Source organism: Devosia subaequoris (genome assembly GCF_014197055.1).
Taxonomy (GTDB): Bacteria; Pseudomonadota; Alphaproteobacteria; order Rhizobiales; family Devosiaceae; genus Devosia; species Devosia subaequoris.
The window spans coordinates 301,019-320,217 of the sequence record NZ_JACIEW010000003.1; the positions used below are offsets into that span (position 1 = coordinate 301,019).

The window sequence follows — 19,199 nt, forward strand, 5'->3', positions numbered from 1 at the left end:
CATCCATGTTTGACCTCAAGCTCACCAACGCTACCCTGCCTGACGGCCGCACCGGCATCGACATCGGCGTCCAGGACGGCCGTATCGCGGCTATCGAACCCGAGCTCGGGGGCGATGCTGCCGAGACAATCGATGCCGCCGGACAACTCGTCTCCCCGCCCTTTGTCGACTGCCACTTCCACATGGACGCCACGCTCTCGCTCGGCCTGCCGCGCTACAATGAAAGCGGCCTCTTGCTCGAAGGCATCCAGATCTGGGGCGAGCTGAAACCGCTGCTCACCCAGGAGGCTGTGATCCAACGCGCGCTCGACTATTGCGATCTCGCCGTCAGCCAGGGCCTGCTCGCCATCCGCACTCATGTCGATATCTGCGATGAACGCCTGCTCGGTGTCGAAGCGCTGCTTGAGGTCAAAAAACAGGTCGCGCCCTATATCGATCTGCAACTCGTGGCTTTCCCCCAGGACGGCTATTTCCGCTCTCCCGGCGCCGTAGATCTGCTTAAACGCGCGCTCGACATGGGTGTCGATGTGGTAGGGGGCATTCCACATTTCGAACGCACCATGGCCGACGGCGCAGCCAGCGTGAAAGCACTCTGCGAAATCGCCGCCGAACGCGGCCTTCTGGTAGACCTTCACTGCGACGAAACCGACGACCCGCTCAGCCGTCATATCGAGACCTTGGCCTATGAGACCCAGCGCCTGGGCCTTTCCGGCCGGGTCAATGGCTCGCACCTGACCTCCATGCATTCCATGGACAACTATTATGTCTCAAAGCTGCTGCCGCTGATGGCCGAGGCCGGTGTCAGCGCCACCGCCAACCCGCTGATCAATATCGGCATTCAGGGGCGCCACGACACTTACCCCAAGCGCCGCGGCATGACGCGCATTCCCGAAATGCTGACCTATGGCATCACCTGCGCCTTCGGCCATGACTGTGTCATGGACCCCTGGTATTCGCTGGGTCAGGGCGACATGCTCGAAGTGGCGTCGATGGGCTTGCACGTGGGCCAGATGACCAGCCGCGATGCCATGCGCACCTGCTTCGACCTCGTCACCAAGGGCCCGGCCCAGATCATGCATCTCGATGGCTATGGCATCGAAATCGGCAACAAGGCCGACATGGTCCTGCTCCAGGCCGCCGACCCCATCGAAGCCATCCGCCTCAAGGCCACACGCTTGGCCGTCATAAAGTCGGGAAAGGTGATCGCGTCCGCGCCGCGCCGCGAAAGCGCGCTGTCGCTGCCGGGCCGCCCCAATTCCGTTGACGCCTCACGCGTCGGCCCGCGCTGACGGAGAACGCGTCCCCGTTCGTAAGGGGCGACAGATCCGAACTCCCCCATCCTGGGCGACTGAAAGCCGTCGAGGCCTGACATTGACCCCAGCATCACCAGAAAATACCGATAAAGGTCCGTCTGCATGATCCCGATTATCGACACCCACCTGCACCTGATCTACCCGGACCGGTTTGCCTATCCCTGGCTCTCGGGCGCACCAGCACTCAACCGACCCTGGAGCATCGAGGACTATCTGGCAGAGGCCCGCCCACTCGGTATTGAGGCGGCTTTGCATATGGAGGTCGATGTCGACGAGAGACACAGCGCCGCAGAGTCGCGCTTTGTGACCGAACTGGATGGCATCGTTGGTGCAATCGCGGGATGCCGCCCCGAAAGCCCCGATTTCGAGCGGCAATTGGACGACTTGGCCGACATCACAGGACTTCGGGGACTGCGCCGTGTTCTGCATCAAGCCCCTAATACGCTGAGCCAGACGCCTCATTTCGTCGAGAATATTCGCCGTCTCGCCGCCCATGACCTGTCTTTCGACCTCTGCGTGCGCCACGACCAATTGCCCATTGGCCAGGCCCTGGTCGATAGCTGCCCCGAGGTCAGCTTCGTGCTCGACCATTGTGGCGCCCAGGACATCACCGTGGGCAATTTATCGCCCTGGCGCGAGCACATCACGGAGCTGGCCAGGCGCCCCAATCTGAACGCCAAGATTTCCGGCATCATTGCCTATGCCGGCAAAGACTGGACGCTCGAAGCCATTCGACCTTATGTCGAGCATGTCATGGAAAGCTTCGGCTGGGACCGCATCGTCTGGGGCTCGGACCATCCGGTGGTCACCTTGGGTGGCTCTCTGACCGATTGGGTCGGCGCGACGAGGGAGATCGTCAGGGGCGCCAGCCTGGACGAGCAGGCAAAACTGTTCAACGTCAACGCAAAGCGGATCTATCGCCTCTAGAGCCGTCAGGAAATTGGCAGCGGCCCGGCGTTTATACACTGTGTGGCTCATCCGTATTGGAGCCCAGGCAACCGGGCCTATTCCACCATGATATGGCGAATTTGGGTGTAATCGATCAGCGACTGCATGGAGAGATCCGAGCCATAGCCCGAATTCTTCATGCCGCCATGCGGCATCTCGGTGGCCATCACGCCATGGGTATTGACCCAGGTCACCCCGTATTCGAGCGCATTGGCGATAGCCATGGCCTGGCTGCCGTCCCGCGACCAGACCGACGACCCAAGCCCATATTCGGACGCATTGGCCCAATCGACCGCCTGCTGGGCATCATCGAATGGCGTGATGCTGAGCACCGGCCCGAACACTTCCTTCTGTACGATTTCCGCCTCGATGGGCGCAGCCACCAGCGTAGGCGAAAAGAAATAGCCACCGGAATCGGGCGCTGCACCCTGCATTACCTCAAAACCTGCGCTGCGCGCTCGCGACACGAACCCGTCGACACGTTCCAACTGCCGCTGGCTGATCACCGGCCCGAATTCCACATCGTCCCGCTCGGGTCTGCCATAGACCAGCGACCCGATCATGGTTTCCAGCCGGTCGGTCAGATCTCGTGCAATGTCCTTGTGCACCAGGAGACGGCAGGCCGCCGTGCAGTCCTGCCCGGCATTATAGAAGCTGGCCTCGCGCAGGGTTTCCACCACCTTGTCGAGATCGGCGTCGTTACAAACGATGACCGGCGCCTTGCCGCCCAGCTCAAGATGGGTCCGCTTGATGGTGTTCCCTGCTGCCGCCTGTAACACCGCACGCCCCGTCCGCACATCGCCCGTCAGCGAGATCATTCGCACCAGGTCGTGCGAAATCAGCCGATTGCCCACCTCCGGCCCATTGCCGCAGATCACATTGACCACGCCTGGCGGCAGAATGTCCGCAAAGATTTCGCTGAGCGCTAATAGGCTGAGCGGGGTCATTTCCGAGGGCTTGATGACCACGGCATTGCCCGCGGCAATCGCCGGGGCAATTTTCCAGGCCGCCATCAGCAGCGGATAGTTCCAGGGCGCGATCTGGGCGATCACGCCAATCGGGTCGCGCCGCACCAGGCTGGTGCGGGTCGAGGAGCGGTAATTGCCCGCGGCCGGTGCCGGCACATTGCGCACCGCCGTGCCATAGAAGCGGAACACGTCGGCGACATTGGCCAACTCGCCGGCCTTGACGAAACGCAGTGGCTTTCCCGCATTGCGCGACTCGATCCCGGCAAGCTGATCCGCCTTGGCTTCAATGGTGGCGGCAATGGCCAGGAGCGCCGCGCTGCGTTCGCGTGGTGTCGTCTTGGACCAGGACCGATAAGCCGCATCGGCCGCCAGCACCGCCTGGTCGATCTGCGCATCGCTGGCCGAGGCAATCTCGGCCAGTGGTCGGCCCAGGGCCGGCTCAAAGGCGGCTTCAACCTTGCCTTCGCCCTCGACATAGCTGCCATTGATGAACAGGCGGGTTTTCATTTCACTCATGCGCTCAACTCCGATCCTGGGGCGGGCATGTAGCGTGCCCGCGCCGCCTCGCTCAGATAATGCCAGAAGGCCAGGTCATGCGCCCGCTCCTCGGGCCGCCATTCCGGATGCCACTGGACGGCAAATACCGGCGCCGGCGTATGGTTGGCCGAGATGGCCTCGATGACGCCATTGGGCCCGGTGGCATTGACCACCAACCCCTCGGCGAGGCGGTCGATGGCCTGAAAATGGACGCTGTTCACGTCCACGCGATCCCCATCGACAATGCGACGCAGCATTCCACCGGCATTGACCGCGATTTCGTGCCCAAATCCGAACATCTCTTCAAGCGAAGCGCCGGCCGGAGCGTGATGCGCGTCGCCCTGATCGCTCTCGCGCAGATCGCGCAGGGTGCCGCCCAGGGCGACATTGATTTCCTGAAGTCCCCGGCAGATGCCGAAAACCGGCTTGGCCGCCGTGATAGCCGCATGGACCAACGCCTGGCTGAACCCATCGCGTCCATCATCGATCGGCGCTTGCCCGACGCGCGTGGAACCGTAGTGATGTGGCGCAATATTGGAATTGCTGCCCGTCAGCATGACCGCATCGAGCCGGGAAACCAGCTCGGCCGCCCGCCCGACATCCTGATTTGAGGGCACTATGAGCGGGACCGCGTCCGCATGTTTTTCCACCGCCTCAAGATAGCGGTGCTTGACCGCCTGTGCAGGTTCGCCTTCCACCATGCGACCGCAGGCAATGATCCCGATCACCGGGCGATGCCGAAATCTTTGCGCATTCGTTGTTCGCATTATTGCTACACAGCCTCCCGCAACGCCTCGGCACCTGCTAGTTTGATGCTATGTCATACAAAAAGGGCGACGCACAGGCATGAGTTCCGATCCGATCGCAAACGAAGACATTGTCTCCTGGCTTGCGGCTAACCCCCAGATCGAAGTGCTGCACACGGCGGTGTGCGATCTCAACGGCATTTTACGCGGCAAACGCATCCCGATCGATCAGGCCCAACGCGTCGCGGAGAGCGGCATCCGCATGCCCCTGTCCATCGTCGGTGTTGATGTGTGGGGCGAAGATATTGTGGGCAATCCGCTGGTTTATTCGAGCGGCGACGTCGATGGCATCTGCAGCCCCACGGGACGCGGGGCGCTCCCCATCAACTGGACGACCCGGCCCAGCGCCATGATCCCACTCTGGCTGTTCCAGGATGCGCGCACACCCTTTCTCGGCGATCCGCGCCAGGCGCTGGCGCACGTCTTGCGCCGCTACGCGGAACATGGCCTCGAGCCCGTCGTCGCCACCGAACTCGAATTCTACCTGGTCGATCCCGACCCCGATTCTGCGCAACCGCCGATTTCGCCCTATACCGGCAAACGGCTGGACTCCGACGCCATCCTCTCGCTCGATGAGTTGGAGGACTTCGGTGAGTTCTTCCGCGACGTCTACCTGCAATGCGAACAGCAAAACGTGCCGGCCGACACGGCCGTGGCCGAGAACGGTATCGGCCAGTTCGAGATCAATTTGTTGCACACCAACGGCCTCAAGGCCGCGGACGACGCCGTCCTGTTCAAGCGCATCGTCAAGGGCGTCGCGCGCAAGCACAATCTCGTCGCCACCTTCATGGCCAAGCCCTATGGCGCCCGCTCCGGCAATGGCTTCCACGTGCATTTCAGCCTCAATGACCAGGCCGGCAACAACGTCTTCGACGACGGCACCGAAAGCGGCTCGGAGGTGATGCACCATGCCGTGGGGGGTCTGATGGCCGGCATGGCCGAAACCACCCTGCTTTTTGCCCCCCATTTCAACTCGTTCCGCCGGCTGCGCCCGGACACTCATGCGCCCAGCGCTGTCTCCTGGGGTTACGAAAACCGCACCACAGCCGTGCGCATTCCGGGCGGCAACCCCAAGGCACGACGCATCGAGCATCGCGTCTCGGGCGCCGATGCCAATCCCTATCTGGTGCTGGCCGGCATTCTCGGCGCTGCTCTTGTCGGCATCGAAGACCAGATCAAGCCACCCAAGCCCTTCAAAGGCCGCGCCTATTCCGAGCGCCTGCCCAAGCTGCCGGCGGACTGGGCCTCCGCCATCAACGCCTTTGAGGATGGGGACATGGTGCCACGCATCTTTGACAACACGCTGCAATCCATGTTCGTGGCCTGCAAGCGCCAGGAGAATGCCGGCTTTGCCTCGCAGGTCACGGATCTCGAATTCTCCGCCTATCTTGAGGCCGTGTGATGTCCGAGACGCCAGACGCCAACTCGGCCTACCCGCCCAGCTACTACGCGGCATCCCGCCATATCATTCGTCAACCAGTGGCACTGGATGGCTCAGTCGAGGCTGACATCTGCATCGTCGGCGCCGGCTATTCTGGCTTGTCGGCGGCCATCAGCCTGGCCGAGCATGGCTTCAAGGTCGTCATGGTGGAAGCGGCCGAAGTTGGCTGGGGCGCCTCTGGCCGCAATGGCGGCCAAATCGTCAACGGCCTCAACGCCAGCCTCGATACTATCCAGCGCCGTTATGGCCAGCAGACGGCCAATTTCGTCGGCAGCCTGCTCCAGGAAGGCGCCGAAATCATCTATGACCGTGTCGAACGCTATGGCATCGATTGCGATCTCAAGCACGGCAATATCTATGCGGCCTACACCCCAAAGCACATGGAAGAGCTCAAGGCCAAGCAGGCTCTCTGGCGCAGCCATGGCATGGACGACCACGAATTGCTCGACAGCAACCAGATCCGCCAGCACATCGGCTCGGACGTCTATGAAGGCGGCATGATCGACCACTCGGGAGGTCACATGCATCCGCTCAACCTGGCGCTCGGTGAAGCCGCCGCTTTCGAGGAGCTGGGCGGCAAGATATTCGAGCGCTCGCCCGTCACCAAGGTCGACCAAGACGCCTCGGGAGCGACCGTCTCGACGGAAAATGGGCAGGTGCGTGCCAAAACCGCGCTGATCTGCGGCAACGCCTATCTCGGCAATGTCGTGCCCGAGCTGACTGCTCGCGTTATGCCCGTTTCAACCCAGATGATGGCCACAGAACCCCTCGGCGAAGAGCGCGCCAAGGCTTTGCTGCCCACCGGAATGTGCGTCGAAGACGTGCGTTATATCCTCGACTATTTCCGCCTCTCCGCCGATCACCGGCTGATCTTTGGCGGCGGGGTCGTCTATGGCGGCACCGACCCGGCCGATGTCGAGGCCAAGCTGCGGCCCAACATGGACAAGGTCTTCCCGCAGCTCAAAGAGGTGAAGGTAGACTATGCCTGGAGCGGCAATTTCGCCCTCTCCTTCTCGCGCGTCCCACAGCTCGGCCGCCTGGGGAAGAACGTCTACTTCGCCCATGGCTATTCCGGCCACGGCATTACTGGCTCGCATCTGTTCGGGCGCATTCTGTCCGAGGCGGTGCGTGGCGACATGACCCGTTTCGACACCTTTGCCAACCTGCCATGGATTCCGTTTCCCGGTGGCCGCATGTTCCGCGCGCAATATTCGACGCTCGGCTCATGGTGGTACGCGCTTAAAGACCGCCTCGGCCTCTGAGCTGCCTTCGGACGACAGGACTGCTGATCTCGACGATGGCCGACATCTGAAGAAACCGAAGTTCAGGCTGACGGTCCCCGGCCCCAAGCGGAGTTAGCGATCCGATTCCTGCCAGCGCGGATTGATCCAGGGTTGCACCTGCTCCGGAGGCAGCATGCCCTGCCCCAGAATGTGGTCCGACGCCTTTTCGCCCACCATGATCGATGGCGCATTCAGATTGCCATTGGGAATGGTGGGGAAGATCGAGCTGTCCGCGACCCGCAAGCCGTCAACGCCAATCACCCGGCATTGTACATCGACCACCGCCTGCCGGTCATCCGCCGCGCCCATCCGGCAGGTGCCACAGGGATGATAGGCGCTTTCGGCATGTTCCCGGATATGGGCGTCCAGCTCATCATCACTCTGCGCCGCCGCTCCGGGCAGAATCTCCGCACCGCGAAAAGCATCAAACGCTGGCTGCGCAAAAATCTCCCGGGTCACCCGGATGCAATGGCGGAAATCCGCCCAGTCCTGGGGATCGGACATATAATTGAACAGGATCGACGGCGATTGCTTGGGGTCACCCGACTTGAGGGTCACCGCGCCGCGCGAGGCCGAGCGCATCGGTCCCACATGCGCCTGAAAACCATGCCCCTCGGCCGCAGCCTGTCCGTCATAGCGCACCGCAATGGGCAGGAAATGGAACTGGATATCGGGATATTCGACCCCCGCGCGTGAGCGGATGAACCCAGCGCTTTCGAACTGGTTCGAGGCGCCCAGCCCGGATTTAAAGAACAGCCACTGGGCGCCCGCCAACGCCTTGCCCCACAGATTCCAGTGCTTGTAGAGCGTAATCGGCTGGGTCGAGGCCTGCTGGATATAGAGCTCGAGATGATCCTGCAGGTTCTGCCCGACACCCGGCCGGTCAGCCATCACGTCGATGCCGTGCTCTGCCAGATGCGCGGCAGGACCAATGCCCGAGAGCATGAGCAATTTGGGCGAGTTGATCGATGAGGCCGAAACGATCACCTCGCGATTGGCCCGCACGATCTCTTTCCTGCCGCCCCGTTCGATCTCGACCCCGACAGCCCGTCCGTTCTCGATCACCACGCGACGCGCAAAGCACTTGACCAGTTCAAGATTGGATCGCTTCAACGCCGGCTTGAGATAGGCATTGGCAGTGGACCAGCGCCGGCCGTTCCAGACCGTCTGCTCCATCGGGCCGAAGCCCTCCTGCTTTTCGCCATTATAATCGTCTGTGCGTTCAAACCCCGCCTGTGCACCAGCCTCCACAAAAGCCTTGAACAGCGGATTATCGCGCTTGCCGCGCGTGACATGCAGCGGCCCATCGGTTCCACGCCAGGCCGGGTCCCCGCCATGACCGCCATCGTGCCAATTCTCCATCCGCTTGAAGTAGGGCAACACATCGGCGTAGCTCCAGCCCTTCGCGCCGCTCTGCGCCCAAGTGTCGAAGTCGCGTGCATGCCCGCGCACATAGACCATGCCGTTGATCGAGGACGAGCCGCCGACCACCTTGCCGCGTGGCACTACCAACTGCCGACCGCCCAGATGCGGCTCGGGCTCGCTTTTGTAGCCCCAATCATACATTGCCATGTTCATCGGATAGCTCAGCGCCGCCGGCATCTGAATCAGCGGTCCGATGTCGCTACCTCCAAATTCCAGCACGATCACCGAGTGCCGCCCGCTTTCACTCAGACGCGCGGCCATGGTGGCGCCGGCCGAACCCGAGCCGATGATGACGAAATCTGCTTGCATTGAACTATCCCTGCCACGGCACGCATGCCGCAGCCTTCCAACTTAGAAAGGCGCCTCGACGTCGCCCATGGCGACATAGACTGACTTGAGCTGCGAATAATGCTCGATGGCAGCGCGCGAGTTTTCGCGGCCCACACCCGACAACTTGACGCCGCCGAAAGGCGCCTCGACCGGTGTGAGGTTGTAGGTATTGATCCAGCAGGTGCCCGCTTCCAGTTGAGCCACGACCCGATGGGCACGTTTGATGTCCTTGGTGAACACGCCGGCCGCGAGGCCGAACTCGGTCGCATTGGCCCGCGCGATAACCTCCGCCTCGTTCCCGAATTCCAGCACCGACAGCACCGGCCCAAAAATTTCCTCACGGGCAATAGTCATCTCGTCGGTCACGCCATCGAAAACGGTCGGCTCGATATAGTTGCCCTGCGCATAGTGCTCGCCCTCCGGCACACCGCCGCCCAGCACCAATTGCGCACCCTCGGCCTTGCCGGTCTCGATATAGGAGAGCACCTTTTCGCGCTGTGCTGCCGTCACCATCGGCCCGATCTGCGTTTCGGGATCCAGCGGATCGCCAATCACCGCCTGTCGGCTGCGCGCAACCAGCCGCGCAACGAACTTTTCCCGGATATCGCGATGCACAAACACCCGCGTGCCATTGGAACAGATCTGCCCGGTTGAATAGAAATTGGCATTGATCGCCGCGCTCACCGCATTTTCGATGTCCGCGTCTTCAAAGATGATCAGCGGTGACTTGCCACCCAGCTCCATGGTCACATGCCGTATTCCCTCGGCTGCGGCAGCATAAACTTTGCGACCCGTCGGCACCGAACCGGTCAACGACACCTTGTCCGCTCGCTGGTCAGCAATCAGATTTGCCCCGACATCACCATAGCCCTGCACCACGTTGAACAACCCGGCGGGTGCACCCGCCTCGATCAGGATTTCCGCCAACTTCAGCGCACCGAGCGGGGTCATCTCGCTGGGCTTGAATACCATTCCATTGCCACAGGCCAGGGCCGGCGCCGCCTTCCAGCAGGCAATCTGGGTGGGATAATTCCATGCGCCGATCCCCACGCACACGCCTAGCGGCTCGCGCATGGTATAAACGAAATCCTCACCCAGCGGCACGGTCTCGCCAGTGATGCCCGCGGCGATGCCACCAAAATACTCCAGCGCCTCGGCGCCCGAAAGCGCATCGGCCACCAGTGTTTCCTGGATCGGCTTGCCGGTGTCCAGCGTCTCAAGCTCGGACAATTCCTGATTGCGGGCGCGGATAATATCCGCCGCCTTGCGCAACACCCGTCCGCGCTCAACAGGCCGCAGCGCCGCCCATTCCTTTTGTGCGCGCATTGCCGCGCTCAATGCCTTGTCGATGATAGCCGGCGTGGCCGAATGCAGCACGGCAATGGTCTCGCCGGTCGCAGCATAGAGGCAATTGATCTCGGCGCCGGACGCGTCTTCGACATATTGGCCATCGATGAAATGGCTCGCCTGGGGCTGGGCGTTACGCATGCTCATTCGCCTCGCGGATAGCGTTGATTGTGTTCAAGGACATTGAGGTCCATGTGATTGCGCATGAAGCGCTCGGAGGCCCGCTGCAGCGGCTGGAAATCCCAGGGAAAATACGCGCCATTGCGCAACGCCTCATAGACAATGAGCCGACGGGCCTGGCTTTCACGCACCGCCGCGTCGAATCCAGAAAGGTCCCATTTCTCACGCACCATGGCCGCAAACCGACCCGCCTCGGCCGCATAATCGGCGTCTTGCGCCAGGTTCCGCAGCTCATGTGGGTCGGCATGGAGGTCGAACAGTTGCGGCGGGTCGAGTTCGCAATGGATATACTTCCATTGCCCCTGGCGGATGGCCACCAGCGGCGCCTCGGATCCTTCCGCGGCATATTCCATCAGCACCGGCGTGGACCGGGCTTCGCCCCGGGCCAGCGGCACCAGCGTCTCCCCATCGGTCCAGGGGAGGATTTCACCCAGGTCAATTCCCGCCAGATCGGCCAGCGTCGGATTGACGTCCATGGTGCTGACCGGCGTTTCGATCCGTCCGGCAGGCAAGTCGGGCGCGGCAATCATCAGCGGAACCCGCGCCGAGCCCTCGAGAAAGCTCATCTTGAACCACAGGCCACGCGCGCCCAGCATGTCGCCATGGTCGGAAACAAACACGATGATCGTGTTGTCAACCTGCCCCGTGGCCTCAAGCGCTCCCATCACCTCCCCGATCTTTTCGTCGACATAGGAGATATTGGCGAAATAGGCCCGGCGAGAACGTCGGATATTGTCCTGGGTGATGTCGAACGACCCTGCATCGCTCGCCTCGAGCAGGCGGCGCGAATGCGGGTCCTGATCAGCCAGATCGAAGGCCGGCACCTCTGGATCAAGATGCACGCAATCCTCATAGAGGTCCCAATATTTCTGTCGCGCAACGTACGGATCGTGCGGATGGCTGAAGCTCACCGTCAGCATCCAGGGACGCTCGTCCTGCCGCCGCCCCAGATCATAAACCTTGCGCGTGGCGTGATAGGCCACCTCGTCGTCATATTCGAGCTGATTGGAAATCTCGCCGATCCCCGCGCCGGTGACTGAGGCGAGATTGTGATACCACCAGTCCACCCGCTCGCCCGGCTTGCGATAATCCGGGGTCCAGCCGAAATCGGCCGGATAGATATCGGTGGTCAGCCGCTCTTCGAACCCATGCATCTGGTCCGGACCGACAAAATGCATCTTGCCCGATAGCGCGGTGGAATAGCCCGCACGACGCAGATGATGCGCATAGGTCGGGATATCCGACGCAAACTCAGCCGCATTGTCATAGACCCGCGTGCGATGCGGCAACTGGCCGGACATGTAGCTTGCCCGCCCCGGCGCACAGAGCGGGGACCCTGTATAGGCATTGGAAAAGCGCACTGAGCGGGCGGCCAGCGCCTTCAAATTGGGCGCGTGCAACCAGTCGACCGGCCCGTCGGGAAATAGCGTCCCATTGAGTTGGTCGGCCATAAGTACGAGAATATTGGGCTTGTCAGCCAAGTCGATTTTTCCTTTCGAGCCACAGTTCGAGATAGTCCTGAACCAGGGCTCTGGTCTCATCCTGGTCGGGGACCAGATCCTGCAAGGCATGGCGGATGTAGAAGCCGTCGATCAGCGACGCCAATCCCTGCGCGATCTTCCGGGCCGTCGCCTCGTCGAACAATTGGCGCAAGTTGAACCGGAGGTTGGATTGCAACCGTCCGGCATAGACATTGAGCAGCCGTCGGGCTTCACCCGACTGCAGCGCTCGGACGTAAAAGGCCAGCCAGGCCGCCACCACTTCGCGCTCGAGCTGGCTCGCCTCGAAGCTCGCATCGATGATCCCGACAATGCGCTCATACGGGTCAGACACTCCATCCAACCGGTTTTTGACGGCCTGCCTATACAGCTCGAGAACATGCCGCATCGTCGCAAAAAAGATCTTATCCTTGGTTCCGAAGTAATGCATGGCCAGGGCCGGAGACATTCCAGCCCGTTTTGCAATCTGACTGACAGTAACGTCGAGCGACCCAGCCGCAGCGATCTCGGAAATTGTCGCGCGGATCATCGCTTGTCGACGCAAAGGTTGCATTCCGATTTTCGGCATCTGGGCAGTTTTCCCGCTTCTGGGCTTTACATTGCCCATCATGTAGGTTTTGATTGAACAGTCAATCAACAAAATTCCAACCCGCACTCTGGAGCAAATCCATGATCAAACCTATCCTCACGCTGACGGGCGCTTTGGCCGTGTCGCTGATGTCGACTTCCGCCTTCGCCGCCGGTCAGTGCGAATCGGTCTCTTTCTCCGATGTCGGCTGGACTGACATCACCACCACCACCGCCACCGCGCGGCAGGTGCTCGAGGCCCTCGGCTACGATGTGGACGTCAAGGTCCTTTCCGTGCCGGTCACCTTCGCATCGCTCGAAAGCGACGACGTCGATATCTTCCTGGGCAACTGGATGCCCGCCCAGACCGGTGCCATTACGCCCTATCTGGAAAGCGGCGAGATCGAGGTGATCACCACCAATCTCGAAGGCACCAATTACACCCTGGCCGTGCCCGAATACACTTTTGACAAGGGCCTGACCTCCTACAGCAAGATCGCCGATTTCCGTGAAGAACTGGACGGCAAGATCTACGGCATCGAGCCGGGAAATGAGGGCAATGCCTATCTCGTCGAACTGATCGAAAACAACACCCACGGCCTGGAAGGTTTTGATGTTGTCGAGAGCTCGGAACAGGGCATGCTGGCCCAGGTCAACCGCCTGGTTGATGATGGCGAGGATGTCGTGTTCCTCGGCTGGGCCCCGCATCCGATGAACTCGGCTTTCCCCATCAAGTACCTGCCCGGTGGTGAAGACTTCTTCGGCGGCGAAGGCATCGTTCAGACCGTCACCCGCAAGGGTTTCGCCGAGGAATGCCCCAATGTGGGCAAGCTGCTCGAGAACATGAAGTTCTCCTTGCCCATGGAAAATGAAATCATGGGCGCCATCCTCAATGACGGCGAAGACGCCGGCGACGCCTCGCTGGCCTGGATGCAAGCCAACCCCGACGCCGTGCTGGCCTGGGTCGAGGGCGTAACCACGCTGGACGGTGGCGACGGCGCTGCTGCGGTCAAGGCCGAACTCGGCCTCTAAGACCGCCGCGTCTTCGACACGCGACATATCTCTGAACCAGAGGGACCCCGGCACACGATGCTGGGGTCGCTCTCCCGGCTAGCCGGCTATCTGCCTGGGCTGGCCGCTTTGAGGGAGTTCGGCTGTGGACTGGCTGACTGACAACAAAATTCCGATCGGCAAATGGGCCAGTAATTTTTTCGACTGGCTACGCGACAATTTTTCCGGCGTATTTGACGCCATGGCCGACGGCGCCGAGGCTCTGATCGAGGGCCTGCTGTGGCTGCTGCAGACCCCACACCCACTCATCATCATCGGCCTGTTTGTGGGCCTGACCTGGATCCTGCAGCGTAACTGGAAGACTTGCCTGCTGGTGCTGGTCGGTTTCCTCTTCATTCTCAACCAGGAATATTGGGAAGCCACCACCGAAAGTCTCACCCTGGTGATGAGCGCTTGTCTGGTCTGCATGTCCATCGGCGTCCCCATCGGCATCTTTGTCGCCCACCGTCCCAAGCTCTATCGCTACCTGCAGCCGGTCTTGGACTTGATGCAGACCCTGCCCACCTTCGTCTATCTTATCCCGGCCATTGTCTTCTTCGGCATCGGCATGGTGCCGGGCCTGATCGCCACGGTCATCTTTGTACTGCCCGCCCCGATCCGGCTGACTTATCTGGGTATTTCCAGCACGCCCACGCCGCTGCTAGAAGCGGTCGATGCCTTTGGCGGCACCGGCACACAAAAGCTGCTCAAGGTCGAACTGCCTTTCGCCCTGCCCCAGATCATGGCGGGTCTCAATCAGACCATTATGCTTTCCCTGTCCATGGTCGTGGTGGCCGCTCTCGTGGGTGCAGACGGCCTTGGCGTTCCCGTGGTACGCGCGCTCAACTCGGTCAACACGGCCCTGGGCTTTGAAAGCGGCTTCGTCATCGTCGTGGTGGCCATCATCCTTGACCGCATGTTGCGCATCGGGAGTGAACAGAAATGAGTGACGCTGTCGTCTTCGACAATGTGAGCATCGTTTTCGGTGACAAGCCCGAAACCGCCCTCCCCTTGATGGATGCCGGTCAGGATCGCACCGAGATCCAGCAGGAAACCGGTCAGGTACTGGGCGTGCATGATTGCTCTCTGTCCGTCAAAGAGGGCGAAATTCTCGTCCTGATGGGGCTGTCCGGCTCCGGCAAATCCACCTTGCTGCGCGCCGTCAATGGGCTCAACCCGGTCGTGCGCGGCAATGTCCGCGTCAATGTCGATGGCTGGACCTGCGACCCAGAGAACTGCAGCAAGGAGGACCTGCTGCGCCTGCGCCGCGAATGCGTCGCCATGGTCTTTCAGCAATTCGGCCTCTTGCCCTGGCGCAATGTCACCGACAATGTCGCCCTCGGTCTCGAACTGGGCGGCATGAGCCGCGCCAAGCGCGAGGCCAAGGTCAAGGAACAACTCGAACTGGTCGGCTTGTCAGACTGGGCCGACAGCAAGGTCAGCGAACTGTCAGGCGGCATGCAGCAGCGTGTCGGCTTGGCACGTGCCTTCGCCACCGAGGCGCCGATCCTGCTCATGGACGAACCCTTCTCGGCGCTCGACCCCCTGATCCGCACCCGCCTGCAGGATGAGTTGCTCGAACTTCAGGCCAAGCTCAAGCGGACCATCATCTTCGTCAGCCACGATCTCGACGAGGCTTTCAAGCTGGGCAATCGCATCGCCATTATGGATGGCGGACGCATCACCCAGGCCGGCACACCCCAGGAAATTACCGCCAACCCGGCCAATGCCTATGTCGAGGATTTCGTCACTCATATGAACCCGCTGCGGGTTCTGCAGGCCTCCGACGTCATGCTGGCCAGCGCTGATGCATCTTCGGCCAACCCGGACAGCGACGTTCAGGTCGTTTCCGACGCTCCCGTTGCCGACGTGATCGACGCCCTGTCGGACGGCGCAGATTCCATTGGTGTCACCGATGAGGACGGCAAGGAGATCGGTTCGATCTCCAATCAGCAGGTGGTGGACGCCCTGCGCTCCCGGGCCACACGCGATCCCGAATAGTTGGTCGGGTCGGCAGCCCCAAGGAAAGAACGGGAGCGGTCTGGCCGCTCCCGTTTTTCGTATTATTCTAATTCGGCGCCATCGGCCAACTGCCCCAGCTTGACCTGGGTGAGCAGGCTCATCTCATCATAGACCGTCCATTCATCGACGATCTTGCCATTCTTCCAGTGATAGTGGCTCATGCCCATCACCTGCACCCGCTTGCCGGTCGGATCGCCCAGCGTCCCGAGAATCCCATAGCCGAGATGGTGGCCCTCCATGATCCAGCGCACGGCAACCTTGGTGCCACCCTCATCGCACGGATTCGACGCCACGTGCTGGACTTCATAGGAAGCGTCGGGCAGCGAGCCAATCAGCCCAAGATGCTGATGGATGATCGCCGCATGACCATAGAGCTCTTTCATCAGCGGCCCGTGATACTGCGCGTTCGGCGCATAGTCCTGCGTGATGCGGCCGAACATGCGCTTGACGAAAATCTCGTGCAGCATTTCGATGGTCTGGGCTTCCACATCATTGTGGGCCAGTGATGTATCGGCCTTCTCCGCCGGCGGTGTTTGACCGACAAAGCGGCGGTTCTCGCCGATATCGAGCGAGAGCAGCCCCGCGTCGAACTTGGCTTTGGCCGTGCGCATGGCGAATGCATGCGGATCGAGGCCCAACTGCTGGATGATGGCCATGTTGTCGGCCACCACCCATTCCCGGTAGATCTTGTTCTGGAAGATCATGCAGTCCGCAATGGTACGGCTGACAAACGGCTTTCCGGTCGGCGCGCCGAAATGGCCGTATTGGGTATGACGGCCTGAACCGGTCACCAGGTGACTGGTGAAGAAGCCTTCCTTGTCATTGCCATTCCAGATCACCTGGGTGCCCATGCCGCGCCGCTCGGGAAAGCTCACCAGCCGCTGGATGGTATCGCGCACGATGTCTTCGCGATTATAGATCGTGCCGGAGCTGCCATAGAGCACGCAGTTATGGGTATAGTGCGTGTAGATCAGCCCGATATCGCGCTCATCCCAGATCTTGTGGGTGCAGCGAATGATGTAGTCGACGATATCGGTATAGATGTCGTCGAACCCCTCCATCGACTGGCTGCGCGGCCGGTCGGTCGGTGCTAGGTCGACATAGTCATGGCGCTCGACCTGCAGCACCTCTTCCTTGCCGGTAGCGGGCATCGCCTTGCCCTTGCCGGTGCTGTCATTCGCGCTCATCTCAACTCCTTGGTCTGCTGCCTGCGCGGCATGGTGTGCATTTGTCTCAGCCAACCAGTCACGCATATGACGCGCCACGTCGGCAGGATTTTCAAGCGGGGCAAAGTGCCCGGCGTGTGGGATGGTGAAGAAACGGGCGTCAGCAATCCCGCCGGCGATCTCCTCATGGGCCGAAAGCGGGCAGATCTGTTCATCTTCACCCGCCAGGACCAGTGTCGGCACCTTGATCGCCTTCAGCCTGTCGCGGCTATCGGCACGGAAGATCGCCACTTCCGATTGCGCCGCCAACACATCGGCCCCCGCTTGCCGGGCCATATCGGCAATGACTTCCTTGAGCTTTTCGTCCCCGACATTGGCCGGAGACACCAGCTTTTCCCAAGCGTCCAGTATATAGCTGTCCATCCCGGTTTTCCGGGCTTTCTCTACCGAATTGCGACGCACTTTGGCGTTGGCTTCAGGGTCCGGACGCGGCGTCGTGTCGATTAACGCTAGCCTTTCGACCCGTTCAGGCGCCTGCGCCATCATCTCGAGCGCCACGATCCCGCCAAGCGAAAACCCCAGCAATGCGAACCGGCTAGGTGCCTTTGCCAGCAGCTTCCTTGCCAGTTCCGACGTCGTATCCGCGCCGGTCATGTCCATGACCCGCATGTCCGGATGATCGAGTTCCGCCATTAACGGCTCGAACAAACGCGCATCGCAGACCGTGCCCGGCAGCAGCAACAGCGGCAATGCCTGGCTCAACGACCGGTTCTCAACTCGGCTTGCAGGCGCGTTCATGCGGCAAACTCAATGATCGCTTGCAAATGCGTTTTCATCTCACCGGCTTCACAATTCGGCCCCGACGAAAGATCGAGGTCGGCTTCGGAAAAAACTCTGGCAAATTTTGAATACGTATGCAAGATCGAATTTCAGAGCTGTCCAGCAGGCGCTGCCAAGCAGAGCACCGCCAGCCTGGCGACAAAAATCATGGCCTTTGGAGTTTGCAATGACCGCCCCCGCTTCCTCGCCCTTCCCCGGCGTCACCTATGTCAAGGCGCCCGAGCGTTCCTCTGCGAGCGACAATGCGCCCGTTGAAACTCTGGTCAGCGAAATCATCGCCAATGTCCGCGCCCATGGAGATGCTGCCGTCCGGGACTATTCGCTCAAGTTCGACAGGGCCGAGCTTGATGTGTTCGAAGTCACGGACGAGGAGCGAACCCAGGCGCTGGCCGAACTCGATCCGCAGACCCGCAAGGACACAGAGTTCGCCATCGACAATGTCCGCAAATTTGCCGAAGCGCAGCTTGCGACCATCCTGCCGCTTGAGGTCGAGACCTTGCCGGGCGTCCATATGGGTCACCGCGTCATCCCCATCGAGCGCGTCGGTTGCTATGTTCCCGGTGGGCGCTACCCCCTTCTGTCCGCACCGATCATGACAATCGTCCCAGCTAAGGTCGCCGGCGTCGACGAGATCGTGGCCTGCCTGCCACCCAATGCCCACAAGGCCATGATTGCCGGTTGTCACCTGTCCGGTGCTGATCGCATCTTCAAGATCGGCGGCGCCCAGGCCATTGCCGCTATGGCCCATGGCACTGAGAGCGTTCCGGCCGTCAACAAGATCGTCGGTCCCGGCAATGCCTTCGTCAACGAAGCCAAGCGACAGGTGTTCGGTCCTGTCGGTATTGACCAGCTCGCCGGCCCCTCAGAGATCTTCGTGGTCGCAGACGCGACAGGCGACGCTGAGATGATCGCCACCGATCTGCTCGCCCAGGCCGAGCACGACATCCGGACCCGCGTCGGCCTGATTACCACCGACAAGGCCCTCGCCGCTGCCGTGCAGAAGGAGGTCGAGGCGCAGCTTGAGACCCTCTCGACGGCCAACACCGCACGCGAAGCGTGGATCAACTATGGCGAGATCACCGTCTGCGATGACGAGGCTGCCATGATCGCCTATTCCGACCTGATCGCGGCCGAGCACCTGCAGGTACATACCGCCGACGCCAGGGATTTTGCCAAGAAACTGCGCAATTACGGCTCGCTGTTCATCGGCGAACTGGCCAGCGTCGTTTATTCCGACAAATGCTCGGGCACCAACCACACGCTCCCTACCATGGGCGCGGGCCGCTATACCGGCGGCCTTTGGGTCGGCGCCTATGTCAAGATTGCCACCCATCAGTGGCTTGACGAACAGGGCGTAAAGCAGGTTGCCCCACCCGCCGCGCGCCAGTCGGCCAGCGAGGGCCTTGAAGGTCACCGCCGCGCCGCCCAATTGCGGCTCGACCGCATGCAGACGAAAGCCTGATCAAACAAGAAAAGG

15 protein-coding genes are annotated in these 19,199 nt (G+C 61.3%); 8 read left to right on the forward strand and 7 right to left on the reverse strand.

Annotated features, from left to right (window positions below):
• Positions 1-5: 5 nt before the first annotated feature.
• On the forward strand, positions 6-1,289 hold the full coding sequence (locus GGR20_RS08240) for an amidohydrolase family protein (protein ID WP_183310772.1): 1,284 nt from the start codon (positions 6-8) through the stop codon (positions 1,287-1,289).
• Positions 1,290-1,415: 126 nt separating this feature from the next.
• Entirely contained in the window at positions 1,416-2,240 is an 825-nt protein-coding gene (locus GGR20_RS08245; RefSeq protein ID WP_183310773.1) for an amidohydrolase family protein, read from the forward strand.
• 77 nt (positions 2,241-2,317) lie between these two features.
• On the opposite strand, the gene GGR20_RS08250 is transcribed toward GGR20_RS08245, so the two are convergent.
• Together GGR20_RS08250 and GGR20_RS08255 are read right to left on the reverse strand one after the other, a co-directional pair.
• Complete coding sequence (locus GGR20_RS08250; RefSeq protein WP_420827439.1) at positions 2,318-3,736, reverse strand: aminobutyraldehyde dehydrogenase; 1,419 nt, start codon at positions 3,734-3,736, stop codon at positions 2,318-2,320.
• A gap of 5 nt (positions 3,737-3,741) precedes the next feature.
• Positions 3,742-4,533 (reverse strand): gamma-glutamyl-gamma-aminobutyrate hydrolase family protein, encoded by a 792-nt coding sequence (locus GGR20_RS08255; RefSeq protein WP_183310775.1) that lies wholly within the window; start codon positions 4,531-4,533, stop codon positions 3,742-3,744.
• 79 nt (positions 4,534-4,612) lie between these two features.
• On the opposite strand from GGR20_RS08255, the gene GGR20_RS08260 reads away from it, so the two are divergent.
• Positions 4,613-5,974, forward strand: a complete 1,362-nt coding sequence (locus tag GGR20_RS08260) for a glutamine synthetase family protein (RefSeq protein ID WP_183310776.1) — start codon at positions 4,613-4,615, stop codon at positions 5,972-5,974.
• A complete protein-coding gene (locus GGR20_RS08265; RefSeq protein WP_183310777.1) occupies positions 5,974-7,275 on the forward strand; it encodes an NAD(P)/FAD-dependent oxidoreductase in 1,302 nt (433 codons plus the stop codon). Before GGR20_RS08260 ends, GGR20_RS08265 begins: the two co-directional genes overlap by 1 nt.
• 93 nt (positions 7,276-7,368) lie before the next feature.
• Here GGR20_RS08265 and betA read toward each other — a convergent pair whose 3' ends face one another.
• The 4 genes from betA to betI are packed head-to-tail and all read right to left on the reverse strand — an operon-like array spanning position 7,369 to position 12,645.
• Positions 7,369-9,030 carry a choline dehydrogenase gene (gene betA, locus GGR20_RS08270; protein WP_210283119.1) on the reverse strand — a complete coding sequence of 554 codons (1,662 nt, stop codon included), beginning with the start codon at positions 9,028-9,030 and terminating at the stop codon, positions 7,369-7,371.
• A gap of 42 nt (positions 9,031-9,072) precedes the next feature.
• Entirely contained in the window at positions 9,073-10,545 is a 1,473-nt protein-coding gene (gene betB / locus GGR20_RS08275) for a betaine-aldehyde dehydrogenase (protein ID WP_210283120.1), read from the reverse strand.
• Positions 10,542-12,059, reverse strand: a complete 1,518-nt coding sequence (betC, locus tag GGR20_RS08280) for a choline-sulfatase (RefSeq protein WP_211199036.1) — start codon at positions 12,057-12,059, stop codon at positions 10,542-10,544. The genes betB and betC overlap by 4 nt, the downstream gene beginning before the upstream one ends.
• Positions 12,052-12,645 carry a transcriptional regulator BetI gene (betI, locus tag GGR20_RS08285; RefSeq protein ID WP_183310864.1) on the reverse strand — a complete coding sequence of 198 codons (594 nt, stop codon included), beginning with the start codon at positions 12,643-12,645 and terminating at the stop codon, positions 12,052-12,054. The genes betC and betI overlap by 8 nt, the downstream gene beginning before the upstream one ends.
• A gap of 101 nt (positions 12,646-12,746) precedes the next feature.
• Between betI and choX the strand changes: the two genes are divergently transcribed.
• The 3 genes from choX to choV all read left to right on the forward strand — a co-directional run bounded on the left by choX (position 12,747) and on the right by choV (position 15,695).
• Positions 12,747-13,676: a choline ABC transporter substrate-binding protein gene (choX, locus tag GGR20_RS08290; protein ID WP_183310780.1), complete on the forward strand. Its 930-nt coding sequence runs from the start codon at positions 12,747-12,749 to the stop codon at positions 13,674-13,676.
• A gap of 124 nt (positions 13,677-13,800) precedes the next feature.
• On the forward strand, positions 13,801-14,640 hold the full coding sequence (gene choW / locus GGR20_RS08295) for a choline ABC transporter permease subunit (protein ID WP_183310781.1): 840 nt from the start codon (positions 13,801-13,803) through the stop codon (positions 14,638-14,640).
• Entirely contained in the window at positions 14,637-15,695 is a 1,059-nt protein-coding gene (gene choV / locus GGR20_RS08300) for a choline ABC transporter ATP-binding protein (protein WP_183310782.1), read from the forward strand. Before choW ends, choV begins: the two co-directional genes overlap by 4 nt.
• Positions 15,696-15,757: 62 nt before the next feature.
• Here the strand turns inward: choV and GGR20_RS18650 are convergent, their stop codons facing one another.
• Positions 15,758-17,680 (reverse strand): alpha/beta fold hydrolase, encoded by a 1,923-nt coding sequence (locus GGR20_RS18650; RefSeq protein ID WP_246349492.1) that lies wholly within the window; start codon positions 17,678-17,680, stop codon positions 15,758-15,760.
• Positions 17,681-17,888: 208 nt separating this feature from the next.
• Between GGR20_RS18650 and hisD the strand changes: the two genes are divergently transcribed.
• On the forward strand, positions 17,889-19,184 hold the full coding sequence (gene hisD / locus GGR20_RS08315) for a histidinol dehydrogenase (RefSeq protein ID WP_183310783.1): 1,296 nt from the start codon (positions 17,889-17,891) through the stop codon (positions 19,182-19,184).
• Positions 19,185-19,199 lie beyond the last annotated feature (15 nt).

Bases quoted from the DNA above. Each gene is read 5' to 3' on its own strand.
- GGR20_RS08265 (WP_183310777.1), top strand. From the start codon at position 5,974: ATGTCCGAGACGCCAGACGCCAACTCGGCCTACCCGCCCAGCTACTAC.
- GGR20_RS08260 (WP_183310776.1), top strand. From the start codon at position 4,613: ATGAGTTCCGATCCGATCGCAAACGAAGACATTGTCTCCTGGCTTGCG.
- GGR20_RS08255 (WP_183310775.1), bottom strand. From the start codon at position 4,533: ATGCGAACAACGAATGCGCAAAGATTTCGGCATCGCCCGGTGATCGGG.
- betI (WP_183310864.1), bottom strand. From the start codon at position 12,645: ATGCCGAAAATCGGAATGCAACCTTTGCGTCGACAAGCGATGATCCGC.
- GGR20_RS18650 (WP_246349492.1), bottom strand. From the start codon at position 17,680: ATGAACGCGCCTGCAAGCCGAGTTGAGAACCGGTCGTTGAGCCAGGCA.
- betA (WP_210283119.1), bottom strand. From the start codon at position 9,030: ATGCAAGCAGATTTCGTCATCATCGGCTCGGGTTCGGCCGGCGCCACC.
- choV (WP_183310782.1), top strand. From the start codon at position 14,637: ATGAGTGACGCTGTCGTCTTCGACAATGTGAGCATCGTTTTCGGTGAC.
- GGR20_RS08245 (WP_183310773.1), top strand. From the start codon at position 1,416: ATGATCCCGATTATCGACACCCACCTGCACCTGATCTACCCGGACCGG.
- choX (WP_183310780.1), top strand. From the start codon at position 12,747: ATGATCAAACCTATCCTCACGCTGACGGGCGCTTTGGCCGTGTCGCTG.
- GGR20_RS08240 (WP_183310772.1), top strand. From the start codon at position 6: ATGTTTGACCTCAAGCTCACCAACGCTACCCTGCCTGACGGCCGCACC.
- hisD (WP_183310783.1), top strand. From the start codon at position 17,889: ATGACCGCCCCCGCTTCCTCGCCCTTCCCCGGCGTCACCTATGTCAAG.
- betB (WP_210283120.1), bottom strand. From the start codon at position 10,545: ATGAGCATGCGTAACGCCCAGCCCCAGGCGAGCCATTTCATCGATGGC.
- GGR20_RS08250 (WP_420827439.1), bottom strand. From the start codon at position 3,736: ATGAAAACCCGCCTGTTCATCAATGGCAGCTATGTCGAGGGCGAAGGC.